This is a genomic window from Planktothrix pseudagardhii (assembly GCF_904830925.1).
GTDB lineage: Bacteria > Cyanobacteriota > Cyanobacteriia > Cyanobacteriales > Microcoleaceae > Planktothrix > Planktothrix tepida.
Map to the genome: position 1 here is coordinate 4,691,918 of NZ_LR882967.1, position 25,485 is coordinate 4,717,402.

The following is a 25,485-nucleotide window of genomic DNA, read 5'->3' on the forward strand; positions in this document are numbered from 1 at the left end:
TTTCTGTGAGCCTTTACTAAGTTGTTAGAAACCGGGTTTCTCTGGTAGATTTGTTGTGAGAAATCAGGATCACTTCAGAAACCCGGTTTCTGTGAGTCAGCCCTAAGTTGTTAGAAACCCGCTTTCTCTTTGAGATTAGCAACTCAATTTCTCATTCAAGTCTAAATATAGCTGTTTTTTGTAACGTTTAGTAACAAACTCAACCAAAAGTCAAGAGCAGGCTAGATAATTATACTTGTAAGCTCAAAAGAAAAGTTCAGCATCACCTAAGTAGAATCACCGTTGTCAGGGTTAGCTGATAACATTGTCTCAGAGAACGCCCGGTTAATCAAAGGCTTATTGACATCACCGAGCGACCTCACTCAGATTCTGCCCTAGTGCCTCAACTCCTCGGTGAATACCCGGAGGGTTATAGTTCCCATCATCGTTCACCGATGTTAGCAGTATTGCGATCGCTTTAACTAATAAAAAATTTTTGTTGAGCAAAGTCTGATTCAAGGCGGGTTTGCAGAAAAAAAGCTCCCTAGTTCGTTGATCAAGATCGAGGTGGGTTAAATAATTTGTGATTCAAGCCTCAACCGAAATATCTTCTTGAGCTTTGTCTGGTTCCTGATGAATAAATACAGGAGTTAAGTCATAACATCAAGTTTTACCGAAGATACCAGTATTTCCCTTCCTGGTGTTAGCTCCAGTTCTGTTGCCTGGTCTGACTACAACGGAGATGGCAAACAGGACTTCCTGTTAACGGGTTGGGATTATTTATACCCCGGGATCTCGAACAACGGGATCTCGAAATTGTACAAAAACACAGGCAGTGGTTTTATTGAAGATACCAGTATTTCCCTTCCTGGTGTTCAATACAGTTCCGTAGCCTGGTCTGACTACAATGGAGACGGCAAACCCGACTTCCTGTTGACGGGTTTAGATAGTTCTTTATACCCCTCCATCTCGAAATTGTACAAAAACACAGGCAGTGGTTTTATTGAAGATACCAGTATTTCCCTTCCTGGTGTTGCAGGGGGTTCCGTCATCTGGGCCGACTACAATGGAGACGGTAAACAAGACTTCCTGTTGACGGGTAATGATAATTCATACACCCCCCTCTCCAAACTGTACAAAAACACAGGCGGTGGTTTTATTGAAGATACCAGTATTTCCCTTCCTGGTGTTCGGAGCAGTTCAGTAGCCTGGTCTGACTACAACGGAGACAGCAAACCGGACTTGCTGTTGACGGGTGAGAGTGGTTCAGGCATCATCTCGAAACTGTACAAAAACACAGGTAGTGATTTTACTGAAGATACCAGTATTTCCCTTCCTGGTGTTGACAGGAGTTCCGTCGCCTGGGCAGACTATACCGGAGATGGCAAACCCGACTTCCTGTTGACGGGTGAGGATAGTTCATACAACCACATCTCGAAACTGTACAAAAACACAGGCAGTGGTTTTACTGAAGATACCAGTATTGTCCTTCCTGGTGTTTACGAGGGTTCCGTAGCCTGGTCTGACTACAACGGAGACGGCAAACCCGACTTGCTGTTGACGGGTGTCAATAGTTCATACAACCAAATCTCGAAACTGTACAAAAACACAGGCAGTGGTTTTACCCAAGATACCAGTATTTCCCTTGCTGCTGTTCGGATCGGTTCCGTAGCCTGGTCTGACTACACCGGAGACGGCAAACCCGACTTCCTGTTAACGGGTGATGATGTACCTTCAGACAGCGTCACCTCCAAACTGTACGAAAATACCACCACCACTTCAGACACAACCCCACCCAAAGCCAGCAGTTTCACCCCTGGTGATAATTCCACCATCGTTGGCGTTGATGCTAACCTAGTCCTTAACTTCAGCGAAGCCATTCAAAAAGGTACAGGTAATATTGTTATCAAGAAACTCTCTGATAACTCAGTGGTAGAAACCATCGCTGTAACTGCCACTAATGTCATAGTCAATGGCAATCAACTCACCATTAATCCAACTGCAAATTTAGCAGAGGGTGTAGATTACTACGTTGAAATCGCTAATGGAGCAATTCAAGATATTGCGGGTAACAACTATGCGGGTATTACCGGAAATAGTACCTGGAATTTCAAAGCTCAGGCAGTCAATTTTTTTACCAAAGATCCCAGTATTTCCCTTCCTGGTGTTTCTGCCGGTTCCGTAGCCTGGTCTGACTACAACGGAGATGGTAAACAGGACTTGCTATTGACGGGTCAAGATAATTCAGGCAACCAAATCTCGAAACTCTACAAAAACACAGGCAGTGGTTTTACCCAAGATACCAGTATTTCCCTTCCTGGTGTTACCTGGGGTTCCGTAACCTGGTCTGACTACAATGGAGACGGCAAACCCGACTTCCTATTGACGGGTTTGTCAGATTCAGGTGGCAAAATCTCGAAACTCTACAAAAACACAGGCAGTGGTTTTAGCGAAGATACCAGTATTTCCCTTCCTGGTGTTTATGGTGGTTCCGTCGCCTGGGCCGACTACAATGGAGACGGTAAACAAGACTTGCTGTTGACGGGTGAGGATAATTCAAACAACTCCATCTCGAAACTCTACAAAAACACAGGCACTGGTTTTACTGAAGATACCAATATTTCTCTTCCTGGTGTTTGGGCTGGTTCCGTCGCCTGGTCTGACTACAATGGAGACGGTAAACAAGACTTCCTGTTGACGAGTTACGATAATTCAGGCTCCATCTCGAAACTCTACAAAAACACAGGCAGTGGTTTTACTGAAGATACCAGTATTTCCCTTCCTGGTGTTGGCGGGGGTTCCGTCGCCTGGGCAGACTATACCGGAGATGGCAAACCCGACTTCCTGTTGACGGGTTCCGATAATTCAAACAACCACATCTCGAAATTGTACAAAAACACAGGCAGTGGTTTTACTGAAGATACCAGTATTTCCCTTCCTGGTGTTGACAGGGGTTCCGTCGCCTGGTTTGACTATAGCGGAGATGGCAAACCGGACTTGCTATTGACGGGTTTAGATAATTCATACAACCAAATCTCGAAACTCTACAAAAATACAGGCAGTGGTTTTAGCGAAGATCCCAGTATTGTCCTTCCTGATGTTTACTTGAGTTCCGTAGCCTGGTCTAACTATAGCGGAGATGGCAAACCGGGCTTCCTATTGACGGGTCAAGATGGTTACAACTCCATCTCGCAACTGTACAAATATAGCACCACCACTTCAGACACAACCCCACCCAAAGCCAGCAGTTTCACCCCTGGTGATAATTCCATCATCGTTGCCGTTGATGCTAACCTAGTTGTTAACTTCAGCGAAGCGATTAAAAAAGGTACAGGTAATATTGTTATCAAGAAACTCTCTGATAACTCAGTGGTAGAAACCATCGCCGTAACTGCCACTAATGTCATACTTAATGGCAATCAACTCACCATTAATCCAACCGCAAATTTAGCACAGGGTACAGATTATTACGTTGAAATTGCTAATGGTGCGATTAAAGATCTTGCAGGTAACAATTATGGGGGTATTACTGGAAATAGTACCTGGAACTTCAAAACTGAAGGATTTCCTCCGATTAATGGTACGGCTAATAATGATATTCTCACCGGAACAGTCCACCCAGAAATTATTAATGGTTTAGGGGGAAATGATCAACTTTTCGGTAATGCTGGTAATGATAGTTTAAATGGCGGTGATGGAATTGATACCCTCAATGGCGGAGCAGGTAACGATTTACTCAAAGGCAATGCGGGTAATGATATTTATATTGTCGATAGTGCTGGAGATATCGTTACAGAATTAGCTGCCGAAGGTACAGATTTAGTCCAATCTTCCATTACCTATACCTTACCTGCAAATGTAGAAAACCTGACCTTAACCGGAACTACCGCTATTAATGGTACGGGTAATGCTTTAGCTAATGTTATTACCGGAAATACTGCTAATAATATTCTCAAGGGGGGTGCAGGAAACGATACTTACGTTGTTGATAATGCTGGAGATCTTGTCACCGAATTAGCTTCCGAAGGTACAGATTTAATCCAATCTTCTGTGACTTATACCTTACCTGCTAACGTTGAAAACCTGACCTTAACCGGAACTACTGCTATTAATGGTACGGGTAATGCTTTAGTTAATACCATCATCGGAAATACTGCTAATAATATTCTCAATGGCGGTATCGGGGGCGACCAACTCAAAGGTAGTACAGGAAACGATACTTACGTTGTCGATAATGCGGGAGATATTGTGACAGAATTAGCTTCTGGAGGAACAGATTTAATCCAATCTTCTGTCACCTATACCTTACCTGGGGAAGTCGAAAACCTGACTTTAACTGGAACTACTGCTATTAATGGTACAGGTAACGCTTTAGCTAATATTATTACCGGAAATACTGCTAATAATATTCTCACAGGGGGTGCAGGAAACGATACTTACGTTGTCGCTAATGCTGGGGATATTGTTACAGAATTAGCTTCTGGAGGCACAGATTTAATCCAATCTTCTGTAACTTATACCTTACCTGTAGAAGTGGAAAACCTGACCTTAACTGGAACTACTGCTATTAATGGTACGGGTAATGCTTTAGCTAATATTATTACCGGAAATACTGCTAATAATATTCTCACAGGGGGTGCAGGAAACGATACTTACGTTGTTGATAATGCTGGGGATATTGTTACAGAATTAGCTTCTGGAGGCACAGATTTAGTCCAATCTTCTGTAACTTATACCTTACCTGTGGAAGTCGAAAACCTCACCTTAACTGGAACTACTGCTATTAATGGTACGGGTAATGCTTTAGCTAATATTATTACCGGAAATACTGCGAATAATATTCTCAATGGCAGTAGCGGAGCCGACCAACTCAAAGGTAGTACAGGAAACGATACTTACGTTGTTGATAATGCTGGGGATATCGTTACAGAATTAGCTTCTGGAGGTACAGATTTAATCCAATCTTCTGTCACCTATACCTTACCTGGGGAAGTAGAAAATCTGACCTTAACTGGAACTACTGCTATTAATGGTACGGGTAATACTCTGGCTAATATTATTACCGGGAATACTGCTAATAATATTCTCAATGGCAGTACCGGAAATGATAACTTGATTGGCAGTAGCGGTGCTGACCAATTATTAGGTGGGGATGGCAATGATTCTCTGAGTGGAGATGCTGCTAATGATACCCTGACGGGTGGACTCGGTGCGGATAAATTTATCTACAATACTAATGCTGCTTTTGCTACTTCTGCGGTAGGTGTGGATTCTATTACCGATTTTACCATAGCCCAAGGTGATCTGATTGTATTAGATAAAACCACCTTTACCAGTATTAGCAGTATTGCAGGGACGGGATTTTCTGTTGCTACTGAATTTGCCAAAGTAACCACCGATGCTTTAGCTGCTACCAGTGCGGCGGATATTGTTTATAACACTGCAACCGGAGGATTATTCTACAATCAAAATGGTACAGCCGCAGGTTTTGGCACAGGTACTCAATTCTTAACCTTAACCACTAAACCTGCACTGACAGCAACTCAATTTGTAATTCAAGCCTAAATTGAACGGTGTTATTTTGTTTGACTCTAATTTCAATAGAGCAAGTCTAAATGGATTGTACCCTCATCATCAGGGCTGATTATTAATCCTAAAAAATGGATACAAATCCCAGTAGGGGCGAGGCGCGCCTCGCCCCTACGATAAATTGAATTTCAAGACATTTATACAACTGATTTAGACTGGCTATAGTTGTCAAGCAAAATAACAATATTACTGGAGACTTTAAGGTTAATAATCTACTGATTTAAGAAGATGTATTCTTCTTAAATTAATTCAAGGGGAGTAAAATAAAAAACCTGACGGGGTGACAATTCTGGAGAGCAATATCTACTACTATTCTGTTCTTGAGCTATAATGCGATCGCAACAGTTGAGTTCATATAGCAGAGAAACCTAGCTTCACTGCTTCTCAACTAGATCTGATCGCATTGACAACTTCTATCATATCAATCTCATGTATTCAGTTACGCATCTCCCCCAAAGCAAATTTCATCACTTTCAAGCCACATTGAACCCCGCTTTATCAACCTTAAATAAAACTCAAGAGATCATCTTTATTGACTCTCATGTTTCTGACATCGATCAACTCATTGCCGGAACTAAACCCAATGCAGCCGTTTATATCTTACATCCTCAAGAAGACGGAATTGCACAAATTACCTCGATTTTAAAATCTCACGCTCATCTCCAAGCCATTCATATTGTTTCTCACGGACTGCCCGGTTGTGTATTCTTAGGAAACAGCGTATTGAATTTAGAAACCCTAAAATCCTATACTTCACAACTACAAAGTTGGTCAGTTCCTTACCTATTATTATATGGTTGTCACGTTGGAAAAGATCAAGCTTTTATTCAACAATTAAGTCACCTAACTCAATCTATCATTGCCGCTTCAGATGATGTCACTGGAAACCCAAAATTAGGGGGAGATTGGGATTTAGAAATTACCACAGGGAATATGAATATTTCCTTAGCATTTGAACCGGAAGTCAGGGCTAATTATCCTTCTGTGTTAGGTGCGGAACTCCTAAAAGATATTGTTCCCGGAAGTTCATATCCCAGTTATAGCGATTTTACCAATGTAAACAACACGCTTTACTTTGAAGCTAGAACTTATGATTCTACCCTGGGGATCTATACCAATCAATTATGGACAAGCAATGGTGCACCGAGTGGGACTCAACTGGTTAAAAACTTTTTAGGTGATAACCCAACCAATTATATTCCTGTTGGCAATTCGGTTTATTTCACAGTCTCTACCTATAATTCCTCAACGGGATATCAGTATCAATTGTGGAACAGTAACGGAACCGCAACCGGAACAAAACTGGTTAAAAATTTTGGCAATAATAATAATTATTACGATTTTACTGCTGCCAATAACACCCTTTATTTTACTTTAACTGACTCAACTTACGGCAAAGAATTATGGAAGAGTGATGGCACAACCGCAGGAACAACTTTAGTCAAAGATATTAAAACAGGGTCAGGAACTTCCTATCCCACCGACCTGACCAATGTGAATGGTACTCTTTATTTCATTGCAAATAATGGTACTATAGGTAATGAGTTATGGAAAACGAATGGAACAGAGGCGGGAACAACTTTAGTTAAAGATATTCGAGCGGGATCATGGAGTTCCTCAGCCGGTAATTTGATCAATGTGAATGGTACTCTATTTTTTACAGCCAATGACGGAATTTATGGGGATGAATTGTGGAAAACGGATGGTACAACAGCAGGAACAACGTTACTTAAAGATATTGTTCCTGGAAGTTCAGCCCCAAGTTATTCTGACTTTACACCAGTGGGAAATCTACTCTACTTTGAGACTCGCTCCTATGATTCTAGTCTAGGAATCTATAGCAATAAACTGTGGAAAAGTAACGGAACAGAAACCGGAACAACACTGGTTAAAAACTTCTTGGGGAATAATCCCGATAATTATATTGTGGCTGGGAATAACATTTATTTCACAATATCTACCTATAACTCCTCAACGGGATATCAATATCAATTGTGGAAAAGTAACGGAACAGAAACCGGAACAACACTGGTTAAAGACTTTGGCAATAATTCCAGCTTTGATAACTTTATTGTTGCCAACAATATTCTTTATTTTACGATGAGTGACTCAACGTATGGTAAAGAGTTATGGAAGAGTGATGGCACAACGGCAGGAACAACATTACTTAAAGATATTCGACTGGGATCATCGAGTTCCTATCCAGGTGATTTTACTAATGTCAATGGGGCTCTTTATTTTACAGCCAATGATAATATTACAGGTTATGAGTTGTGGAAAACCAATGGCACAACGGCAGGAACAACTTTAGTTAAAGATATTAATCTTGGTTCAGGGAGTTCCTCACCCAACAATCTGATTAATGTCAATGGTGTTCTTTATTTTACCGCTACCGATGGAATTAATGGTTATGAGTTGTGGCGTTCAACAAATTTTGATGGCACATCTGGAAACGATATTCTCACCGGAACTCCTGGCAACGATAACCTCTATGGATATGCAGGTAACGATGTTATTAATGCCTTGGCGGGTAATGATTTGTTAAATGGAGGAACAGGAGCCGACCAACTTAAAGGAAATGCAGGAAACGATACTTATGTTGTTGATAAGCTGTTAAGCATCTAAATAGGGTATAATGAAAAACCAAGTTTAGAAAAATCAATCAAAAGATGCCTGCTAAAAATCATTTAAATGAAAAGCAAGTAGAGAAACTACAGAAAAGATTGAAAGAGGAAGAAAATGGACAAATCCGAGAAAGAATCTTGATTTTATTATTGCTAAATGATGGTAAAAAGCAAAGTGAAATTGCCAAGTTTTTGGGCTGCTCATTAAACAAAGTATGTTATTGGTGTGTACATGGAGACCCTGACAAATTAGAAAGCCTAAAAGATGAAAGAATGAAAGGAAATTATAGAAAAGCCACAGACAAATATATAGAGATATTATTAGAAACAGTAGAAAAAGAACCGGAAGAATTAGGATATGAATTTGGGAGATGGACAGGAGAAAGATTGGCAACTTATTTAGAACAAATCACAGGAATCAAATTAAGTAGTTCACAAGTGAGAAAGATATTAAAGGAAAAAAAGTATGTTTATTTGTGGGCAAAGTATAGCTTAGAAGAGAAAAGAGATCCAGAAAAAAGAAAATTATTTAAAGATAAAATAGAAGAATATTTGAAAATAGCAAAAGAAAGTCCAGAACAATTACAGGTATGGTTTTGGGATGAAAGTGGATTTAATTTAAGAGTGATAAAAAGAAAGAATTGGTGTAAAAAAGGGAAGAGGAAACAGATTAGAGGAGACAGGAGGAAAGGAAGAGTTAATGTGATGGGAGGATTGAGGTACTCGGATAAAAAAAGATTTGTAGAATTTCTGGATAAAGGAAATGCAGATAATTTTTATCAAGTGTTAAAAAGTTTTTATCAAGAGCTAATTTATGAATGGGTATTAGCGGGAAATCAAGCAGAAGAATTTGTAGAAAAAGGAGCTAAGATCCTGATTATTCTTGACAATGCAAGTTTTCACAAAAAAGAAGAGTACCTAGAAAAAATTAAAGCAGAAATGCCGAATGTCTATTTAGAATTTCTTCCAGCATATAGTCCAGATTATAATTTAATTGAATTAGTCTGGCATTCAGCTAAAGAATATATAGCTCATCGACTCTTTAAATCAGTTGATGAGCTAGAGTGTTTATTACATCAGCTTTTAAATGAAGGACAGTTATCTATTAAATGGGGACGTAAACTTAAAAACAAAGGTAATGCTATAATCACAGTTTAAATACACAACAGCTTAATACTTTAGCTAATATTATTACCGGAAATACTGCTAATAATATTCTCAATGGTAGTAGCGGTGCTGACCAATTATTAGGTGGGGATGGCAATGATTCTCTGAGTGGAGATGCTGCTAATGATACCCTTACAGGTGGACTTGGTGCGGATAAATTTATCTACAATACCAATGCTGCTTTTGCTACTTCTGCCGTTGGTGTAGATACGATTACCGATTTTACCATAGCCCAAGGTGATCAAATTGTATTAGATAAAACCACCTTTACCAGTATTAGCAGTATTGCGGGAACTGGGTTTTCTGTTGTTGGTGAGTTTGCCAAAGTGACCACCGATGCTCTCGCTGCGACCAGCGCGGCGGATATTGTGTATAACACTGCAACCGGAGGATTATTTTATAATCAAAATGGTACAGCCGCAGGTTTTGGTACAGGGGCTCAATTCCTTACCTTAACGAATAAACCAGCCTTAACAGCAACTCAATTTGTAATTCAAGCTTAATTTGAAATTGATAAACAGAGGAGCCGGGTTTTTTCCACAATACCTTCGTCAGTTTTTTTAACTGTAGAAGTAATATGAAATCCTCAAATTTATATTACAGATGATCCCTAAATCCCCTGTAGAGACGCGCCATGGCACGTCTCTACACGATACGGATGCGTAGCAAACATTTAAAGATTTCATGCGGGATACATAATGATTAGCTCTCATTGATTTAATAATTTTCTGAATCATGTTTTTCTATTCCCTATTTCCTTCTACAAATTTAAACGGGATTTAAAATTCACAACCGAACCAATTACAGCGATCGCAGGGGCTTCAAAACCTGTTTCTTCTACTTTTTGAACAATAGTTTCTAAAGTTCCAATTAACTCTTCTTGATCCGGTCGAGTTCCCCAGCGAATTAACGCCACAGGGGTTTCAGGGGATTGTCCAGCTTGGGTTAACTGTTGAATAATATAAGGTAAATTGTGCACCCCCATATAAATGACGATGGTTTCTGAACCTTTGGAGAGCGCTTCCCAATTCACAGAAGGTCGATATTTTCCTGCGGTTTCATGACCTGTGACAAAGGTAACAGATGAACTATGATCTCGATGGGTTAAGGGAATTCCCGCGTAAGCAGGTGCCGCAATTCCTGATGTAATTCCAGGTACAACTTCAACCGGAACACCCGCTTGAATTAAATCTTCCATTTCTTCGCCACCGCGACCAAAAATAAACGGATCTCCTCCTTTTAAGCGCACCACAACCCCATGGGTTTGAACCTTTTCAATTAACAGTTGAGTGGTTTCTTCTTGTAATAATGAGTGTCGTCCTCGTCGTTTTCCCGCATGAATTTTTTCCGATCGAGGGTTAATTAAATCTAAGATTTGAGGACTAACTAAGGCATCATAAATGACGACATCTGCAAATTCTAATAAGGTTTTTCCTTTAATCGTTAACAAACCGGGATCTCCTGGCCCTGCACCCACGAGATAGACTTTACCTAAACAGTGTTGAGGTTGATTCATAGTCACTTTACTCAAATCTTAGTTCGTTGAAAAGGGAGTTAAACAAATTAACTGTATCTTTCGAGGCGATGGGTTTGCTATGTTGTTCAATTACCGATAACTGAATGGATGATTTTACTCACTGATTTAACACGACTTGGTAATACAAATCTGTAATTAAAGATAACTTTTTTCACAGTAGCAATTTTTCCTAGAGGGAAGAACAGTATAGAGGGGAAGAAAACCAGAACCTTTAAGGTGAATTTTCTCAGATCATCGATTTTTTATGGGTTCCGGTTAAGCGATCACACCTCAACTATTCTCGTTCCTGAAAGATGATAAGTATAGAATAATACGAAACGGTAGTGATTTTGTCATGTTTTAATCATTTTCATCTACAAACTGCATGGCTTCGATCAATTGAGAACCCGCAGGACAACGAATTTCTTTAGAACCTGGGGAGGGAGGTAGAATGGGAGTGGGAGGAATAGCGGTTAGGTCATCCCTTTGGCAAATTCCGCCGACCTGCACCATATAACCTTCTATTTTAACGGTAAATAACGCACCGGAATAAATTTTAATCCGAGGAAGGTTTGCAGAAACTTCAAATAATACTTGCTCCGATTCCACTTTCATTTTATATTGATATAGATGCAGCCATTAATATTAAGTTGATTTTCCAGCTATTTTTTAATTTTATTTATTTGATAAATTTCATCGAATCCATCAATTCAGAATCAAGAGGACAGCGAACTTGATAAAAGTTGGGAAAAGGAGGTTGAATGGGAGTTGGAGCCGTAAAGGAGGAGCGAGGACTTTTACAAATGCCTCCCACCAGGATAACGGATTGATTGTTTTTAATCTTAAAGATCGCGCCAGAGTAACTCACCCGACGCCAAATAATAGGAATCGCTTCAAAAAATACTTGATCTGACTCTACAGTCATTTTAAATTGATAGGTTCCGATGCCTTTTGAAGTCCCTCGATATAGATTTTCTAAGTTAGGAGTAAATTTACCATATTTTCTGAATTGTTGATTTTGATTTTTAATTAAACTCTTTAAAATTGATCTACCTTGTGCTTGTTGACTTCTACGAATTTTATTATCAAAGTGAAAAAAGCCTAGAGTAACCAGGATTAATAATATACTTGAACAAGACAAATATATCCATTTTTTTTGAGAATTTAAAAGAGAAAATTTTGACATATTTGTGATCCTAGATTGGATAATAAAACCGAAATTTTTAATGAATGATGCTAAATTTAATATAACGGTTATCAGTTAAAAACGGATAAAAATTTACTATAATATAACTTAGTTTATTAAAGTTAACTCAACGTTTGCACGCGCAACTGAAGTCGGGGAGGTGAATATAGTGCTCCGCATGATGGGTTAGGACTTCGGAGTCAAACCTGAAACCCTTTGACTTCTTACTGTTCCCTATTCCTGTTCCCTGTTCCCTTGCGCTATAGCTAACAGCTTAAGGAAAATGAATATTGACCAATTGGAAATTTTATTAGTCGTGTCAGAACAAGGAAGCTTTTCAGAAGCAGCATTAAGTCTGAGTATCTCTCAATCTGCCGTGAGTCGAGCGATCGCAGCCTTAGAAGATGAACTTGGTGTTCCCTTGCTGCTGCGAGGACGGTTTGGAGCTCGTCCCACCCTGATAGGAGAACGGGTAATGCTACACGCGCGAAAAATCTTAGAACTGCGTGAAACCATTGATTATGAAGTCAATTTAGAAAAAGGCTTACAGCGAGGAAAAATTCGGGTTGCATCCTTTCGCAGCGCCGCAACTCACATCCTTCCGTCAAAAGTTGCTCTGTTTCGCAACCGTTTTCCCGATGTAGAAATCACAATTACCGAAACCGATCCGTTAGGAATTGAACAAGCTTTGCGAACAGGTCAAGTCGATATTGGCTTAGTTCCTCTACCCCGTTCTGAAGAATTTCAAACCTGGGAAATAGCCAGAGATGAATATGTAGTCTTGCTCCCAAACTCCATGCCTCACATTCCCGAAACCTTGACCTGGGAAGAACTCTCAACTTACTCTTTTATATTATTTAATTATGCCGAATGTACCTCTGCGGTGCGTGAACATTGGGCAAAATGGGGACAATCGTTAAAAGTCGCCTATCAAATTAAAGAAGATTCAACAATTGTTAGTATGGTCGCTCAAGGCTTAGGAGCCGCAATTTTACCCCGTTTAGCCGCCTTACCCATTCCTCCCCAAGTCCAAGTTAGAGCTTTACCTGCTCCCCTAGAACGAGTGATTGGTGCTGCAATTTGGTCAAATGGCTTCCATGTTCCTGCCGTCTTCGCCTTTCTCGATGTCTTAAGAGGAACAGGAGTATTTTTCAAGTAGACAGAGGAGTGTTGAGTGTTAACCCTTAACCATCAACACTCAACCGTCAACATCTAGCTGGCTTTACGCTTGGCGGCGATCATGCGTTCAACACTCATGGCTCCCACGCCCAAAATCACTAATGCCATCCCATAAATTTGCTGCTGTTTAATGGATTCACCAATAATCCAGAAAGCAAACAACGCCGTTAATGCTGGCCCCGTAGTCCCGATAATCGAGGCTAAGGAAGCTCCCGCCGAACGAATGGCAAAATTGTTTAATAAATAACTCGATAGGGTGAGAACCCCTAAAACAACGCCACCGATGATTAACCCGTTCCAAACACCCGGTTCGATACTAATCCCTAAGTTATCGGGTAATACCATTAAGCTCAGGGCTGAAAACACAAAGATAGCCGCAAAGTTCACCAAGCTAAAGGGAATCGGATGCAGTTTTCCCGCCGCCACTTGTGTCAACAATACATAACCCGCAAATGCTATACCTGCACAGATGGCGGCAATTACCCCTACCTGTACATTGCCCATCGCAATATTAGGATTTCGGGCTGGTAAACACAGAATACCTCCAGCCAAAATCGTAATCATGGCAATCACTCGGATTAACGTGGGTCGATCTCCAAATAAACCCCAAGAAGCAATTACCGTAACAATGGGGTAGATAAAGAAAATCGTAATCGCAATTCCGGTTGGAATTTCACCAATTGCGACATAAATAGCGACTTGAGATAAAAATAAGAAAAATCCACTCCCAATCACCGTCAGCATTAAGCGACGATCACCAGACTGAAGAAAACGTCGCAGATCCTGCCATACCGGGGGATACAAAAACGTTGCCACAATCGGCATCAATCCCATGACCACAATCATGCGGAGTAACAAAATTAATAAGGAATTTCCGATTCCCGGAGTAATAATTCCTTCCAGCGAAAATAGACCAAAGATTTCACGGGGTTGTGGCCCTTTGAGAATAATCTTGAGACAGACGTTAAATAACGACAGGGATACGGCCGATAATAACGCTAAGAATAAGCCCAATTGCACCGGAGAAGAGGATTTAGCCCCAGAAGGAGCGGTTTCCGGTGTCTTCGTTAAAATCGTCTTCGCTGGGGGAAGGGCTTCAGGACGTCCGCTTGAGAATTCTCGTCTGGAACTATCCCCTCCCAGGGTTGAAGTTTCAGCTTGTTGCTGCAAACGAGCAACAATGGTTTCTAGCAAAGCTTCGGCTTGCTGTTCCAGAGTTTGCATATTGTTCAAGCGTCGAGACAGGTCACTTTGGTAGTGACTTAATTCCTGCTGTAACGTCTGGAATGTATGGTTGAGGCTTGTTTCCAAGACCGCTTCCAATTGCCGATTATTAAAATTTTCATCCCCCAGATCAGACAGGGGAACCAGTCCACTAGGATCGGCTGCTAATAGAGGCGGATCGCTGGCTGCTTTGATTTGATTAATCCGAGCGATCAAGGCTTGTTCTACATTACGAGCAACAATTTGGGTCAGTTGTTTCAGCCAAGCTGGATTGGGAGGAATGCGATCGGATAGCGTTTGGAACTGCTGAGATTGCAGCCGCCGATATTCCGTTTGCAGGCTGTCAATATCCTCAATTAGGCGATCTTTATCTGCTTGGAGTCGTTGAATGTCCTGAGACATTTGTTCCTTCATTTGCCGATGAAGCGCTTCCAACTCCTGCATCACCGAATTGAGGATTTCGTCTGTTGGTGTTCTGGTTTCTCCCGATCCCAAGGGTGGCGGTTGATTGTCCTGTGTCCCCATTCGTGATTAACCTCTTAATCTATCTGCTCATTCAGCTATTCCGCCACTCATACCCACGCTGCCTGTGTCCCGGTTTCACAATCTGACTCCGATAAAGGCACAACGGGAAAAATGGCGACTGGGGTAAAATTGTCCCCAAAACCTGGTACAGACCAAGCATGGTCGGTCTCTACACAATAGCTCATTCTCTATTGATTCACCAAAAATATCAGCAAAATCTCGTCCTTGTATAGTCCTAGATTTGCTAAATCCGATCTCAATCACAAGTTTTATAGCATGAGGGAACAGGGAACAGCGAACCGCGAACAGTAAGCTGTGAAAGGCTTTGCTGGATTTAGAAATCTCAAACCCCTTTTTGCGTAGTGCTATAGCAGTGTGCCACTCATCAAGACCTCCTAGAGGTTGGAAACCTTGTCTCTTCAGAGTGGGGAGTGTCAATCAGGATCAGCTTATAAAATCGATTCCATCATTTTAAATAGAATCGCACTCAACAAAGCTGCGGTGGGAACCGTAATCACCCAAGCTAAAACAATGGAACGGACGGTATCTAACCGCACCGACTTTCCCCCCTGCACCAGTCCAATTCCCACCACACCTCCGACTAAAGCATGGGAAGTGGAAACCGGAAGTCCTAAACGAGACGCTAATAATACAGTAGTTGCAGTTGCTAATTCGGCACAAAACCCTTCACTCGGAACAAGAGAAATAATATTTTCTCCCACGGTCTTAATCACATTTTTACCCCAGATCGCTAATCCGGTCACAATCCCACTCCCTCCTAAGAGTAACAGCCAAGTGGGAATTTCAATATCGGCTAGAGGGACAGAACCCGTTTTGATCACGGCTAAAATCGCGGCTAAGGGTGCAATTGTATTCCCTACATCATTTGATCCATGAGCAAAGGCAACAAAACAAGCACTAATGACCTGAAATTGAGCAAGTTGCTTTTCGATCCCTGGAAATTTTTCGGGGGTCGTATTAGAAATAGAAAGGTTCTGTTGTTGTTCCAATTGTCGCCAACTGATCCAGGTTAAACTGACCGCCGCTATCCCCCCAATGGCTAAAGGAATATCATGAGCAGGCAGTGTCCACCCCCACTGATTTAACGTGTTTTGTAAGGGAGGACTCAAAATCGGGAAGACGATCACCCCAAAAATTCCAATTAAGGCACAACTCAACCAAGGAATCCATTCTCGAATTTGCTTATGAGGATCGGGTTGATCTAAAATCCAATGCTTGATCAAGGTGTAAAATAAGGCTGCAATGATGCCACTCATCAACGGTGTAAGTAACCACGTCAGGGAAATCAAACCAATGGTGAGCCAATCTACCGCGTTGAGTCCGGCAGCGATGCAACTAAATCCAGCGATCGCCCCGACAACGGCATGGGAGGATGATACGGGTAATCCATAACGGGTGGCAATTTGTAACCACAATCCGGCGGAAATTAAGACCGATACCATGCCAATCACAAACTCTTGAGGCATTGAGATAAAGACTTCTGGATTAACAACCCCCGTTGCTAAGGTTTTAGAGACTCGTTCTCCAAACAACACCGCCCCGGTAAATTCTAAAATCCCGGCGACGATAATTGCTTGTTTCAGGGTCAAAGCCTTGGAACCCACCGATGTCCCCATGGAGTTAGCCACATCATTTGCCCCCAAATTACAGGCAACATAGAAGGCTAACCCACATAACAGGATGATTGGTACGATTAAATCCATTTTGGTGACTGTTAGCGGTTGACAGTTGATGATTGACGATGGCAAGAGTGCCTATTGTCCGTTGCCCCTGATAACTGATAACTGATAACTGATTTGATCTAGATTTTACAATCCGTTTTGATCTATAATAGGGGCTTGTGAGTTTTGGAAAATCATTATGAAGGCGGAAGAAATTATCCGTTCTATTGAAACGGCAGAAATTGAAAACCTGCGGCAACAACTCAATAAACCCGATCTCCCGGACATTTATGTGGGCGATACGGTGAAAGTTAGCGTGAAGATTCAAGAAGGCGGTAAAGAACGCATCCAACCTTATGAAGGCATTGTGATTGCCAAACGTCATGGCAGCATTAACGCCACCATCACCGTGCGTAAGATTTTTCAAGGAGTCGGGGTTGAGAGAGTCTTCTTAATTCATTCTCCTAGAATTGTCAGTATTAAAGTTCTGCGTCGTGGGAAAGTGCGTCGGGCAAAACTCTACTATCTGCGCGACCGTGTGGGTAAAGCCACTCGCGTTAAACAACGCTTTGATCGCAGTCTATAACGGACTCAACACCCGACCATCTAGGATTCCCCTAGAGATTTTCGGAAAAATTTTTAACTAAAGTCTGCAAGTTGTGTTAAGCTAGATAAGGTAAAAGATCAGCCACTCCGCTATGCGCTCTTAGTTCAGTTGGTAGAACGCAGGTCTCCAAAACCTGATGTCGGGGGTTCAAGTCCTCCAGGGCGCGCTGGATACCTCCAATGCCCAGACGAAAGGAAATCTTACGTCTGGGCATTGTTCCGAAAAGCAACGGATCGGAACATTGTGTCGGAGGATTCAGTGTGATAAATTAACAAGTTTGGGCGGATGTGTGACCCTCTTTCAGATAAGATCAGGATCAGATACCGTAAGATCGCAAGGGGAGTTCATGGTGGTCAACAAGAAAGAAGAAGTTGGAGGTCAAGAAACAACTTCTGGCTTTAACGCTTCTACGTTCCTCAAAGAAACGAAAGAGGAATTGGACAAAGTAGTCTGGCCAAGCCGACAGCAACTCTTAAGTGAGTCGGCCGGCGTATTGTTGATGGTCACTCTCTCGGCTAGCTTGATCTATTTAGCAGACAACTTCTTTCGTTGGGCGTCGGGGCAAATCTTCGGATGACTTTTACATCGGACGAATCACAACATTCAGACCTCATGGCAGATACAGACGAACGTTCCCAGGAGTTTTCACCGGGAGAGCGTCGTTGGTATGCTGTTCAGGTGGCTTCTGGCTGTGAAAAACGAGTCAAAGCGAACCTGGAACAACGGGTACAAACCTTGGATGTTGCGGATCGGATTTTGAAGGTGGAAATCCCACACACCCCAATGATTAAACTGCGGAAAGATGGCAGTCGTCAACACGGTGAAGAGAAAGTGTTTCCAGGTTATGTCCTCATTCAAATGAGACTAAAGTGGAATAACGAACTTAATCGCTGGGAAATTGACGATGAAGCTTGGCAGGTGGTCAAGAACACGCCACACGTCATTAATTTCGTTGGGGCGGAACAAAAGCGGCATTCGGGTCGGGGTCGAGGTCACGTTAAACCTCTACCATTGAGCCATGCTGAAGTGGAGCGTATCTTCAGACAAGCGCAACAACAGGAACCGATTGTCAAGGCAGCAATGGCGATAGGGGATCATATCATTGTCCTTTCAGGGCCGTTTAAAGACTTTGAAGGAGATGTGATTGAAGTCAGTCCAGAACGCAGTAAGCTCAAAGCGTTACTGTCGATTTTTGGGCGAGATACCCCTGTGGAATTAGAGTTTACTCAGGTTGAAAAACAAGGCTAAGGCTAAGGAATGGCAAAAAAAGTTGTAGCAGTTATTAAGTTGGCAATTACTGCGGGCAAAGCCAACCCTGCACCCCCCATTGGCCCCGCTTTGGGTCAACACGGGGTGAATATTATGGCGTTCTGCAAAGAATATAACGCCAAAACCGCAGATAAAGCAGGTCTTGTAGTTCCGGTGGAAATTTCGGTTTTTGAAGACCGGAGTTTTACCTTTGTTCTGAAAACCCCTCCGGCTTCGGTGTTAATTCGCAAAGCCGCAGGTATTGAACGGGGTTCAGGGGAACCGAACCGCAAGAAAGTGGGCAAAATTACGCAAGCTCAGTTACGAGAAATTGCCGAAACCAAAATGCCCGACCTGAACGCAAATGATGTGGACGCTGCCATGAAAATTGTGGCAGGAACCGCCCGCAACATGGGAGTTACCATTGTCGATTAAGGCGACTTCAGGCGTTGGTTGAATACTTTGATTTAAGTTAACCCTTTAATGGGGGAGAAGTGTCCCTTCGTTAATTACCCCAGGAGATTAGAGAATGACAAAAAAAGTATCTCGTCGATTACAAGAACTGAGAAAAAAGGTTGAAGAACGGCCCTATGAACCTTTAGAAGCTATTAAACTGTTAAAGGAAACCGCTACAGCTAAGTTTCCTGAAGCAGCCGAAGCTCATATTCGTTTAGGGATTGACCCCAAATATACAGATCAACAACTGCGGACAACCGTGACCTTGCCCAAAGGAACGGGCCAAGTGATCCGGGTGGCGGTATTAGCCAAAGGTGAAAAAGTCACGGAAGCTCAAAGTGCAGGGGCTGATATTGTTGGCTCAGAAGATTTAATTAATGATATCCAGAAAGGAATGCTGGATTTTGACTGCTTAATTGCCACACCGGATATGATGCCTCAAGTGGCAAAACTGGGACGGCTGTTAGGGCCTAAAGGCTTAATGCCCTCTCCAAAAGGGGGAACCGTGACGATGGATGTCGCCCAAGCGATCGCAGAATTTAAAGGCGGGAAACTAGAATTCCGGGCTGATCGGACTGGGATCGTTCATATTATGTTTGGGAAAACAGCGTTTTCTGCGGAAGATTTGCTGGTGAACCTGTCCGCACTACAAGAATGTATTGACCGTAACCGTCCTTCGGGGGCAAAAGGTCGTTACTGGCGCAGTGTGTTTATTGCTGCCACAATGGGGCCATCCATTGAAGTGGATATTACCGCACTGCGAGAACTGAAAATTGGAGATGTAGCTTAATGCGGTGATGGGGAAAAGGGTTCTCGGCAAGAGCTTTTAACAGGCAAGATGCCTGTTCCACTTTCTTCAAGATTTTTACTGATTTCCTTGACAAATTCAATAAAATATGCAATGATAAAAAATTGCGTATTTAAACCAATAAACGGCTAACTCACCGCAGACAGCAGGGGCAAAACGCTTAATGTCCTGCCGAGGTTAAACGAGTTTAAAGCTAAACAATTATAGGGGAAGTGACAGACTAACAGGAATCTGTATTTCTTTATCCTGAATGTTTAAGTTTTAAGTTTTGACCTCGGTAAAAAACCGAGGTTTTTTATGGCGAATTCGCGCTCTGTCGCGTCGGGGAAGAAGTCAACCATTGTAGGTCATCACATCACCTTAAAGGGATGAACATGAACCGCAATGTCACAAGGAGGTTCCACAAGAATGGGAAGAACCCTAGAAAATAAACAAGCAATTGTTGCCGAACTCAAAGAAACGCTCAAAGATTCACAACTGGCAATTGTGATTGACTACAGCGGCTTGTCCGTTGCAGAAATCACCAATTTACGGCAACAACTTCGTCCCTCCGGTAGTGTTTGCAAGGTGACAAAAAACACCTTAATGCGAATTGCCATCGAGGGTCAAAGCAACTGGCAGCCATTGACAGAGTTGCTGAAGGGTTCTAATGCTTTTTTATTAGTCAAAGAGGACTTTGGTAGCGCGATTAAAGCTTACCAAGCTTTCCAAAAGGCTTCTAAGAAAACGGAAGTTCGCGGCGGCGTTATGGAAGGCCGGCTGCTGAGTGAAAGTGATGTTAAAGCATTAGGAGATTTACCCTCCAAAGAGCAACTTATGGCTCAAATTGCTGGGGCTATTAATGGTGTGGCGACCAAACTGGCCGTTGGTATCAACGAGGTTCCAGGGTCTTTGGCACGCGCTCTTAATGCCTATGCCGAAAAAGATCAAAATGGCTCAAACGATGAAGCTGTATAGTTTCTCGTGTGGGCTTTGGCAACAAGTATCAAACAAAAACGTTACATTGTCTAGGAGTTTAAAGAATGTCTGCAACTACTGATCAAATTCTGGAACAACTGAAGTCTTTAACGCTGTTAGAAGCGTCTGAATTAGTTAAACAAATTGAAGAAGCTTTCGGTGTGAGTGCAGCCGCTCCCGTCGGTGGTTTCATGATGGCGGCTCCTGGTGCTGGCGGTGCCGCAGCAGCAGAAGAAGTTGAAGAGAAAACAGAATTTGATGTTGTTCTGGAAGAATACCCTGCTGATAAGAAAATTACAATTCTGAAAGTGGTGCGTGAACTGACTGGTTTAGGTCTGAAAGAAGCTAAAGATTTAGTGGAAGCCGTACCTAAAGCGGTTAAAGAAGGTACGAACAAAGATGATGCTGAAGCAACGAAGAAAAAACTGGAAGAAGCTGGTGCTAAAGTTTCCGTTAAATAATTTTAACGTAGCTTAATTTTAGTTTTTTAGTTCGTTCCTCACCTGGTTTCTGATTCAGAAATCAGGTTTTTTGTTCTAGCTAGGGAACAGGGAACAGTAAACAGTGAATAAGTTTGTTGCTATCTTTTCTCTAATACTTCTGTTTCAAATTAACGGCTATCATTCCCTAAGAAAAGTTCAAAGAATGATAGCCGACAATATCAATTATCTTTGCCTTTTGTGTACCTAATTTTTTTAGAATGAAACAGCCCTGGGGGGGCAGGGGAAAAGGGAGAACTAGCGACTTAACCAGCGAAATATGGGTAGAATTAAATAGTGCGTGATTCCCAGAGAAAAGGCTGTTGTACCACTGAGTAAAGCCATAAAACCCAAACTTTGCCAAAATTGAGGTAAATTAGGCTGTTGCATTTCAGTGGGAAACGTTAATACTTCTTGAGGAAAAAGATCAAATTGATTGAACCCTAAAAATAAAGTTGTGACGGTTAATAAAACACAAATTCCCTGAAAAAGTTGATCACTTCGTAACCCTAAACCTAACGTTACTAATATCGCCGCTATTCCGAAAGGAAGTTGATTTAAAAGTTCTAATTCCCTTCCTTGAAGTCCTAAATTTCCTAAGCGATTAATCAATTCTCCACTGGCTCCCCCTACAATATAACCGAATAGTCCCATGATTCCAGCTAAAGGATAACGGCGACGTTGATCAAATCCTCCTGCATCCGTTAAGCCAATTCCAGTTCCTAATCCTGCTAATCCCCAAACTAATATTTCTGCGCCTAAAGTTAGGGGAACATTCGGCAAAAGTTGAGGTAATTCTTGGGCTAAAAAAACAGTTATGGTTTCTCCTAACCCAGAGAAATAAACAAACATTGCTCCTATGACGGTTCCAATTATAGACCCAATGACGGCTAATGCCATTTCCCAACTCGTTTCTCCTACTCCCCGAACACAATGGAGGGTTAATTTTCCCAGTCCTAAAACCAGTTGAATTAATCCGCGATCCCATTGAATTAATGTGGTTTTGATGCGGTCTAGTAATTGTTGATGAGACGACATCATCCGTCGAGGATGCTTTTTCTGTCGAACAATTCTAAAGATATCCGTTTGAATTTCCGTAGCACTTTGGGGACGTTGACGGGGATCGAGTTGAACCATGCGATCTAATAAATTAGCAAACCCAGGACTCACCTGTGCTTTTTGTCGCCACTGTAATTCCGTTGTTAACCCATCTTCTAATTCCCCTGGAAATTGACCTGTTAATAAATGAATACAAGTGCGTCCCAAGGCATAAAAATCCGTTGCTGGCCCCACCATTGCCCCCATCACCTGTTCTGGGGGACTGTATCCAGCAGACACGAGGCGGGTGGTACTGCGGGGGGTACTTTCGCGATCGCCATGTACTAGATTACCAATTTGTTTCGCTCCGCCAAAGTCAATCATCACCAGTTGGGTTTGCCAAACTTGAGTGGTACTCAAGGGTTGATGGGGAGTCATGCGTAACATCAAGTTCGAGGGTTTAATGTCTCGATGAATAATTTGATAGCTATGTAACTCGCGTAAAATTTCCAAAGCTTGGGATAACCAACTGAGCACCCAGTCTTCGGGACAGCCTTGGGGGTATTGGTTCAAAATTTCCTGTAACGTCGGGCCATGAATTTTTTCCATGACTAAACAGGGGAGATGGCCATCGTTCCCATTGCGTTTTTTTAAATAAAAATAGCCGTCTCCTTCAACTCTGGGAACTCCAGAATGGCGTAACTGAGCTAAAACTGCCGCCTCCTGTTCAAAGAGTTCTAAGGCTTTGGGAGAAGGTTCAACCAGAACTTTGAGGACTTTTTCAGTTTGGGTTTTGAGATCCCAGACGGTATAGAGTCGGGAAAACCCCCCACTCCCTAAATTGTGTAAGGGAATATAACGTTGGTTGAGTTGTAGGGGAGCTCCACAACTCTGACAAAATTTGTTCCCCCAAGGTTGATGGGAGGGATGGGAACAGTGGGGATTAATACAGTGGATATTGGGTGGATTCACAATGGGCAGTGATTCAGTTATCAGTGTAGAGACGTGCCATGGCGCGTCTGTACCAGTTATCAGTCAGGAATAGGGAAGGGGTAGTCTTGCAACCGTTAATCGTCAACGGTCAACTGTTATAACAACAATATTAACGAAGAGTTCTACGCAAAACCCAGTTTTAGTTGAATAGATTAAAGTCAATTGTTAATTAATTTATCATAGATTATATACTATTTAAGTGGCAACTTGATCCTCGGTTCAGACTCAACAAAGCCGAAACGAAGGGTTAGAGGAGGAGGGAAATTTGAACAGAGGAAAAAGAGTCGGGTACAGACTGGCAACCTGATGGAGACTATGGCTAGAATTCTGGGGTAAACCTAGAAATACTTCTGTGCAGTTCCTCCCTCGGAAATCTGAAGACTGAAAATCGGGGATCATAGCGTTTTGCTTGACAGCAGGCTACAACTGTGCAATCAAAATCTCTAAAAAATTTAAGTAAAATCACTTATTCTATTCAAGAAAATTACCTTAATAAGACTTAATATAAAAAATGCCAATTTAATGGTAAAGAAGGTTAAAAACAAACAAGGATTCTGAGGAAATTATGGCTAATTCAGAAGAAATATAAACAAATGTTATGAAAATATTAAAAAGATTCAACGTTGCAATGACTCATTTCTTGATACTATTTTAATCAATTGCCAATTAGCGCATAAAATAAGCGATTCCTCACGAAGGGAGATTTAAGGGAGATATGTCTTACTCTCAAACACAAACCAAGTCCAAATCCGGCTATCAAGCTGGGGTACGGGACTATAAACTGACCTATTACACGCCCGACTATACACCTAAAGATACAGATGTTCTGGCTGCCTTCCGCGTCACGCCTCAACCTGGAGTTCCCCCGGAAGAAGCGGGTGCTGCCGTTGCTGCTGAATCCTCTACCGGAACCTGGACAACGGTATGGACAGACTTACTGACTGACCTGGATCGTTACAAAGGTCGTTGCTATGAAGTCGAGCCCGTTCCCGGTGAAGATAACCAATATATTTGCTACATCGCCTATCCTCTGGATCTGTTTGAAGAAGGGTCTGTCACCAACTTACTGACCTCTTTAGTCGGTAACGTTTTCGGGTTCAAAGCCTTGCGCGCCCTGCGTTTAGAAGACTTACGGATTCCCATTGCTTACCTGAAAACTTTCCAAGGGCCTCCTCACGGGATTACCGTTGAGCGCGATAAATTAAACAAATATGGTCGTCCTCTGCTCGGCTGTACCATCAAGCCCAAACTCGGTCTGTCTGCCAAAAACTATGGCCGCGCCGTTTATGAGTGCTTACGCGGTGGTTTAGACTTCACCAAAGACGACGAAAACATCAACTCTCAGCCCTTCATGCGCTGGCGCGATCGCTTCTTGTTCGTTCAAGAAGCCATCGAAAAAGCTCAAGCTGAAACCGGGGAAATCAAAGGCCACTACTTAAACGTGACCGCCCCCACCTCTGAAGAAATGATGGAGCGGGCTGAATTCGCCAAAGAAATCAAAACCCCCATCATCATGCACGACTTCCTGACGGGTGGTTTCACCGCTAACACCAGTTTAGCCAAATGGTGCCGTAGCAATGGTCTGCTGCTCCACATCCACCGTGCCATGCACGCGGTTATTGACCGTCAGAAAAATCACGGGATTCACTTCCGCGTGTTAGCCAAATGCTTACGGATGTCCGGTGGAGACCACCTGCACTCCGGTACCGTTGTGGGTAAACTCGAAGGTGAAAAAGGCATCACCATGGGCTTCGTTGACTTAATGCGTGAAGATCACGTTGAAGTCGATCGTGCTCGTGGGATTTACTTTACCCAAGATTGGGCTTCTATGCCTGGGGTTATGCCCGTTGCCTCCGGTGGGATTCACGTTTGGCATATGCCCGCCCTGGTGGAAATCTTCGGCGATGACTCTTGCTTACAGTTCGGTGGTGGAACCCTCGGACACCCCTGGGGTAATGCTCCGGGTGCAACTGCGAACCGTGTGGCTCTGGAAGCTTGTATCCAAGCTCGTAACGAAGGCCGTAACCTGTTCCGTGAAGGCGGCGACGTTATCCGCGAAGCTTGCAAATGGTCTCCTGAACTGGCTGTTGCTTGCGAACTGTGGAAAGAAATCAAGTTTGAATTCGAGTCGATGGATACCGTCTAATTGATTGGAGATTCAGGATTTTGGATTTTGGGTCAGACTTGACAAATCAAGTCAGTTGTGGTTACAACTCAATCCAAAATCT

Annotated in this window: 20 protein-coding genes, 1 tRNA gene, 1 pseudogene and 1 other annotated feature; of the genes and pseudogenes, 15 read left to right on the forward strand and 7 right to left on the reverse strand. The window is 42.4% G+C overall.

The window, feature by feature from the left end; genetic code table 11:
* The first annotated feature begins 666 nt into the window (after positions 1-666).
* The 5 genes and pseudogenes from NMK36_RS20200 (at position 667) to NMK36_RS20220 (ending at position 9,862) form a co-directional block, all read left to right on the forward strand.
* Positions 667-5,544 carry an FG-GAP-like repeat-containing protein gene (locus tag NMK36_RS20200; protein ID WP_302184699.1) on the forward strand — a complete coding sequence of 1,626 codons (4,878 nt, stop codon included), beginning with the start codon at positions 667-669 and terminating at the stop codon, positions 5,542-5,544.
* Between the two features lie 453 nt (positions 5,545-5,997).
* Positions 5,998-8,193: an ELWxxDGT repeat protein gene (locus NMK36_RS20205; RefSeq protein ID WP_254174497.1), complete on the forward strand. Its 2,196-nt coding sequence runs from the start codon at positions 5,998-6,000 to the stop codon at positions 8,191-8,193.
* A gap of 44 nt (positions 8,194-8,237) precedes the next feature.
* On the forward strand, positions 8,238-9,350 hold the full coding sequence (locus tag NMK36_RS20210) for an IS630 family transposase (protein WP_254172743.1): 1,113 nt from the start codon (positions 8,238-8,240) through the stop codon (positions 9,348-9,350).
* A 32-nt stretch (positions 9,351-9,382) separates the two neighbouring features.
* Positions 9,383-9,502 (forward strand): annotated as a pseudogene (locus NMK36_RS29030) (calcium-binding protein); the annotation flags it as partial.
* A gap of 183 nt (positions 9,503-9,685) precedes the next feature.
* The gene (locus NMK36_RS20220) at positions 9,686-9,862 is read left to right on the forward strand and encodes a hypothetical protein (RefSeq protein WP_245824396.1); all 177 of its coding nucleotides are present in this window, start codon (positions 9,686-9,688) and stop codon (positions 9,860-9,862) included.
* A 257-nt stretch (positions 9,863-10,119) separates the two neighbouring features.
* Here NMK36_RS20220 and cobA read toward each other — a convergent pair whose 3' ends face one another.
* The 3 genes from cobA to NMK36_RS20235 all read right to left on the reverse strand — a co-directional run bounded on the left by cobA (position 10,120) and on the right by NMK36_RS20235 (position 12,061).
* Positions 10,120-10,875, reverse strand: coding sequence for a uroporphyrinogen-III C-methyltransferase (gene cobA / locus NMK36_RS20225; protein ID WP_186440380.1), 756 nt, complete (start codon positions 10,873-10,875; stop codon positions 10,120-10,122).
* Between the two features lie 360 nt (positions 10,876-11,235).
* The gene (locus tag NMK36_RS20230; protein ID WP_072719949.1) at positions 11,236-11,490 is read right to left on the reverse strand and encodes a hypothetical protein; all 255 of its coding nucleotides are present in this window, start codon (positions 11,488-11,490) and stop codon (positions 11,236-11,238) included.
* 64 nt (positions 11,491-11,554) lie between these two features.
* Entirely contained in the window at positions 11,555-12,061 is a 507-nt protein-coding gene (locus NMK36_RS20235) for a type IV pilin-like G/H family protein (RefSeq protein WP_072719950.1), read from the reverse strand.
* A gap of 283 nt (positions 12,062-12,344) precedes the next feature.
* Here NMK36_RS20235 and NMK36_RS20240 point away from each other — a divergent pair, with 283 nt between their 5' ends.
* A complete protein-coding gene (locus NMK36_RS20240) occupies positions 12,345-13,220 on the forward strand; it encodes a LysR family transcriptional regulator (protein WP_072719951.1) in 876 nt (291 codons plus the stop codon).
* 53 nt (positions 13,221-13,273) lie between these two features.
* Here the strand turns inward: NMK36_RS20240 and NMK36_RS20245 are convergent, their stop codons facing one another.
* The 3 genes from NMK36_RS20245 to NMK36_RS20255 form a co-directional block, all read right to left on the reverse strand.
* The gene (locus NMK36_RS20245) at positions 13,274-14,989 is read right to left on the reverse strand and encodes a DMT family transporter (RefSeq protein ID WP_072719952.1); all 1,716 of its coding nucleotides are present in this window, start codon (positions 14,987-14,989) and stop codon (positions 13,274-13,276) included.
* Positions 14,990-15,036: 47 nt separating this feature from the next.
* Positions 15,037-15,174 (reverse strand): hypothetical protein, encoded by a 138-nt coding sequence (locus NMK36_RS20250; protein ID WP_186440381.1) that lies wholly within the window; start codon positions 15,172-15,174, stop codon positions 15,037-15,039.
* 264 nt (positions 15,175-15,438) lie between these two features.
* Positions 15,439-16,713: an inorganic phosphate transporter gene (locus NMK36_RS20255; protein ID WP_072719953.1), complete on the reverse strand. Its 1,275-nt coding sequence runs from the start codon at positions 16,711-16,713 to the stop codon at positions 15,439-15,441.
* Positions 16,714-16,870: 157 nt separating this feature from the next.
* On the opposite strand from NMK36_RS20255, the gene rplS reads away from it, so the two are divergent.
* The 8 genes from rplS to rplL all read left to right on the forward strand — a co-directional run bounded on the left by rplS (position 16,871) and on the right by rplL (position 21,208).
* Positions 16,871-17,257 (forward strand): 50S ribosomal protein L19, encoded by a 387-nt coding sequence (rplS, locus tag NMK36_RS20260; RefSeq protein WP_072719954.1) that lies wholly within the window; start codon positions 16,871-16,873, stop codon positions 17,255-17,257.
* A gap of 114 nt (positions 17,258-17,371) precedes the next feature.
* Positions 17,372-17,444, forward strand: a tRNA-Trp gene (locus NMK36_RS20265).
* A 180-nt stretch (positions 17,445-17,624) separates the two neighbouring features.
* Complete coding sequence (gene secE, locus NMK36_RS20270) at positions 17,625-17,855, forward strand: preprotein translocase subunit SecE (protein WP_072720097.1); 231 nt, start codon at positions 17,625-17,627, stop codon at positions 17,853-17,855.
* Complete coding sequence (gene nusG, locus NMK36_RS20275) at positions 17,852-18,526, forward strand: transcription termination/antitermination protein NusG (protein ID WP_072719955.1); 675 nt, start codon at positions 17,852-17,854, stop codon at positions 18,524-18,526. Before secE ends, nusG begins: the two co-directional genes overlap by 4 nt.
* Positions 18,527-18,535: 9 nt before the next feature.
* Positions 18,536-18,961, forward strand: a complete 426-nt coding sequence (rplK, locus tag NMK36_RS20280; protein ID WP_072719956.1) for a 50S ribosomal protein L11 — start codon at positions 18,536-18,538, stop codon at positions 18,959-18,961.
* 94 nt (positions 18,962-19,055) lie between these two features.
* The gene (rplA, locus tag NMK36_RS20285) at positions 19,056-19,772 is read left to right on the forward strand and encodes a 50S ribosomal protein L1 (RefSeq protein ID WP_072719957.1); all 717 of its coding nucleotides are present in this window, start codon (positions 19,056-19,058) and stop codon (positions 19,770-19,772) included.
* Positions 19,773-19,908: 136 nt separating this feature from the next.
* Positions 19,909-20,097 (forward strand) — a sequence feature (ribosomal protein L10 leader region).
* 101 nt (positions 20,098-20,198) lie between these two features.
* Positions 20,199-20,747 carry a 50S ribosomal protein L10 gene (gene rplJ / locus NMK36_RS20290; RefSeq protein ID WP_072719958.1) on the forward strand — a complete coding sequence of 183 codons (549 nt, stop codon included), beginning with the start codon at positions 20,199-20,201 and terminating at the stop codon, positions 20,745-20,747.
* A gap of 65 nt (positions 20,748-20,812) precedes the next feature.
* Positions 20,813-21,208, forward strand: a complete 396-nt coding sequence (gene rplL, locus NMK36_RS20295; RefSeq protein WP_072719959.1) for a 50S ribosomal protein L7/L12 — start codon at positions 20,813-20,815, stop codon at positions 21,206-21,208.
* 276 nt (positions 21,209-21,484) lie between these two features.
* On the opposite strand, the gene NMK36_RS20300 is transcribed toward rplL, so the two are convergent.
* Positions 21,485-23,236 carry a serine/threonine-protein kinase gene (locus NMK36_RS20300; RefSeq protein ID WP_245824270.1) on the reverse strand — a complete coding sequence of 584 codons (1,752 nt, stop codon included), beginning with the start codon at positions 23,234-23,236 and terminating at the stop codon, positions 21,485-21,487.
* Between the two features lie 736 nt (positions 23,237-23,972).
* Here NMK36_RS20300 and NMK36_RS20305 point away from each other — a divergent pair.
* Positions 23,973-25,403, forward strand: coding sequence for a form I ribulose bisphosphate carboxylase large subunit (locus NMK36_RS20305; protein ID WP_072719961.1), 1,431 nt, complete (start codon positions 23,973-23,975; stop codon positions 25,401-25,403).
* Positions 25,404-25,485: the final 82 nt, after the last annotated feature.

Excerpts from the sequence above, each read along its gene's own strand:
- NMK36_RS20205 (WP_254174497.1), top strand. The coding sequence starts at position 5,998 with ATGTATTCAGTTACGCATCTCCCCCAAAGCAAATTTCATCACTTTCAA.
- NMK36_RS20210 (WP_254172743.1), top strand. The coding sequence starts at position 8,238 with ATGCCTGCTAAAAATCATTTAAATGAAAAGCAAGTAGAGAAACTACAG.
- cobA (WP_186440380.1), bottom strand. The coding sequence starts at position 10,875 with ATGAATCAACCTCAACACTGTTTAGGTAAAGTCTATCTCGTGGGTGCA.
- NMK36_RS20230 (WP_072719949.1), bottom strand. The coding sequence starts at position 11,490 with ATGAAAGTGGAATCGGAGCAAGTATTATTTGAAGTTTCTGCAAACCTT.
- NMK36_RS20235 (WP_072719950.1), bottom strand. The coding sequence starts at position 12,061 with ATGTCAAAATTTTCTCTTTTAAATTCTCAAAAAAAATGGATATATTTG.
- NMK36_RS20240 (WP_072719951.1), top strand. The coding sequence starts at position 12,345 with ATGAATATTGACCAATTGGAAATTTTATTAGTCGTGTCAGAACAAGGA.
- NMK36_RS20245 (WP_072719952.1), bottom strand. The coding sequence starts at position 14,989 with ATGGGGACACAGGACAATCAACCGCCACCCTTGGGATCGGGAGAAACC.
- NMK36_RS20250 (WP_186440381.1), bottom strand. The coding sequence starts at position 15,174 with ATGAGCTATTGTGTAGAGACCGACCATGCTTGGTCTGTACCAGGTTTT.
- NMK36_RS20255 (WP_072719953.1), bottom strand. The coding sequence starts at position 16,713 with ATGGATTTAATCGTACCAATCATCCTGTTATGTGGGTTAGCCTTCTAT.
- rplS (WP_072719954.1), top strand. The coding sequence starts at position 16,871 with ATGAAGGCGGAAGAAATTATCCGTTCTATTGAAACGGCAGAAATTGAA.
- secE (WP_072720097.1), top strand. The coding sequence starts at position 17,625 with ATGGTGGTCAACAAGAAAGAAGAAGTTGGAGGTCAAGAAACAACTTCT.
- nusG (WP_072719955.1), top strand. The coding sequence starts at position 17,852 with ATGACTTTTACATCGGACGAATCACAACATTCAGACCTCATGGCAGAT.
- rplK (WP_072719956.1), top strand. The coding sequence starts at position 18,536 with ATGGCAAAAAAAGTTGTAGCAGTTATTAAGTTGGCAATTACTGCGGGC.
- rplA (WP_072719957.1), top strand. The coding sequence starts at position 19,056 with ATGACAAAAAAAGTATCTCGTCGATTACAAGAACTGAGAAAAAAGGTT.
- rplJ (WP_072719958.1), top strand. The coding sequence starts at position 20,199 with ATGGGAAGAACCCTAGAAAATAAACAAGCAATTGTTGCCGAACTCAAA.
- rplL (WP_072719959.1), top strand. The coding sequence starts at position 20,813 with ATGTCTGCAACTACTGATCAAATTCTGGAACAACTGAAGTCTTTAACG.
- NMK36_RS20305 (WP_072719961.1), top strand. The coding sequence starts at position 23,973 with ATGTCTTACTCTCAAACACAAACCAAGTCCAAATCCGGCTATCAAGCT.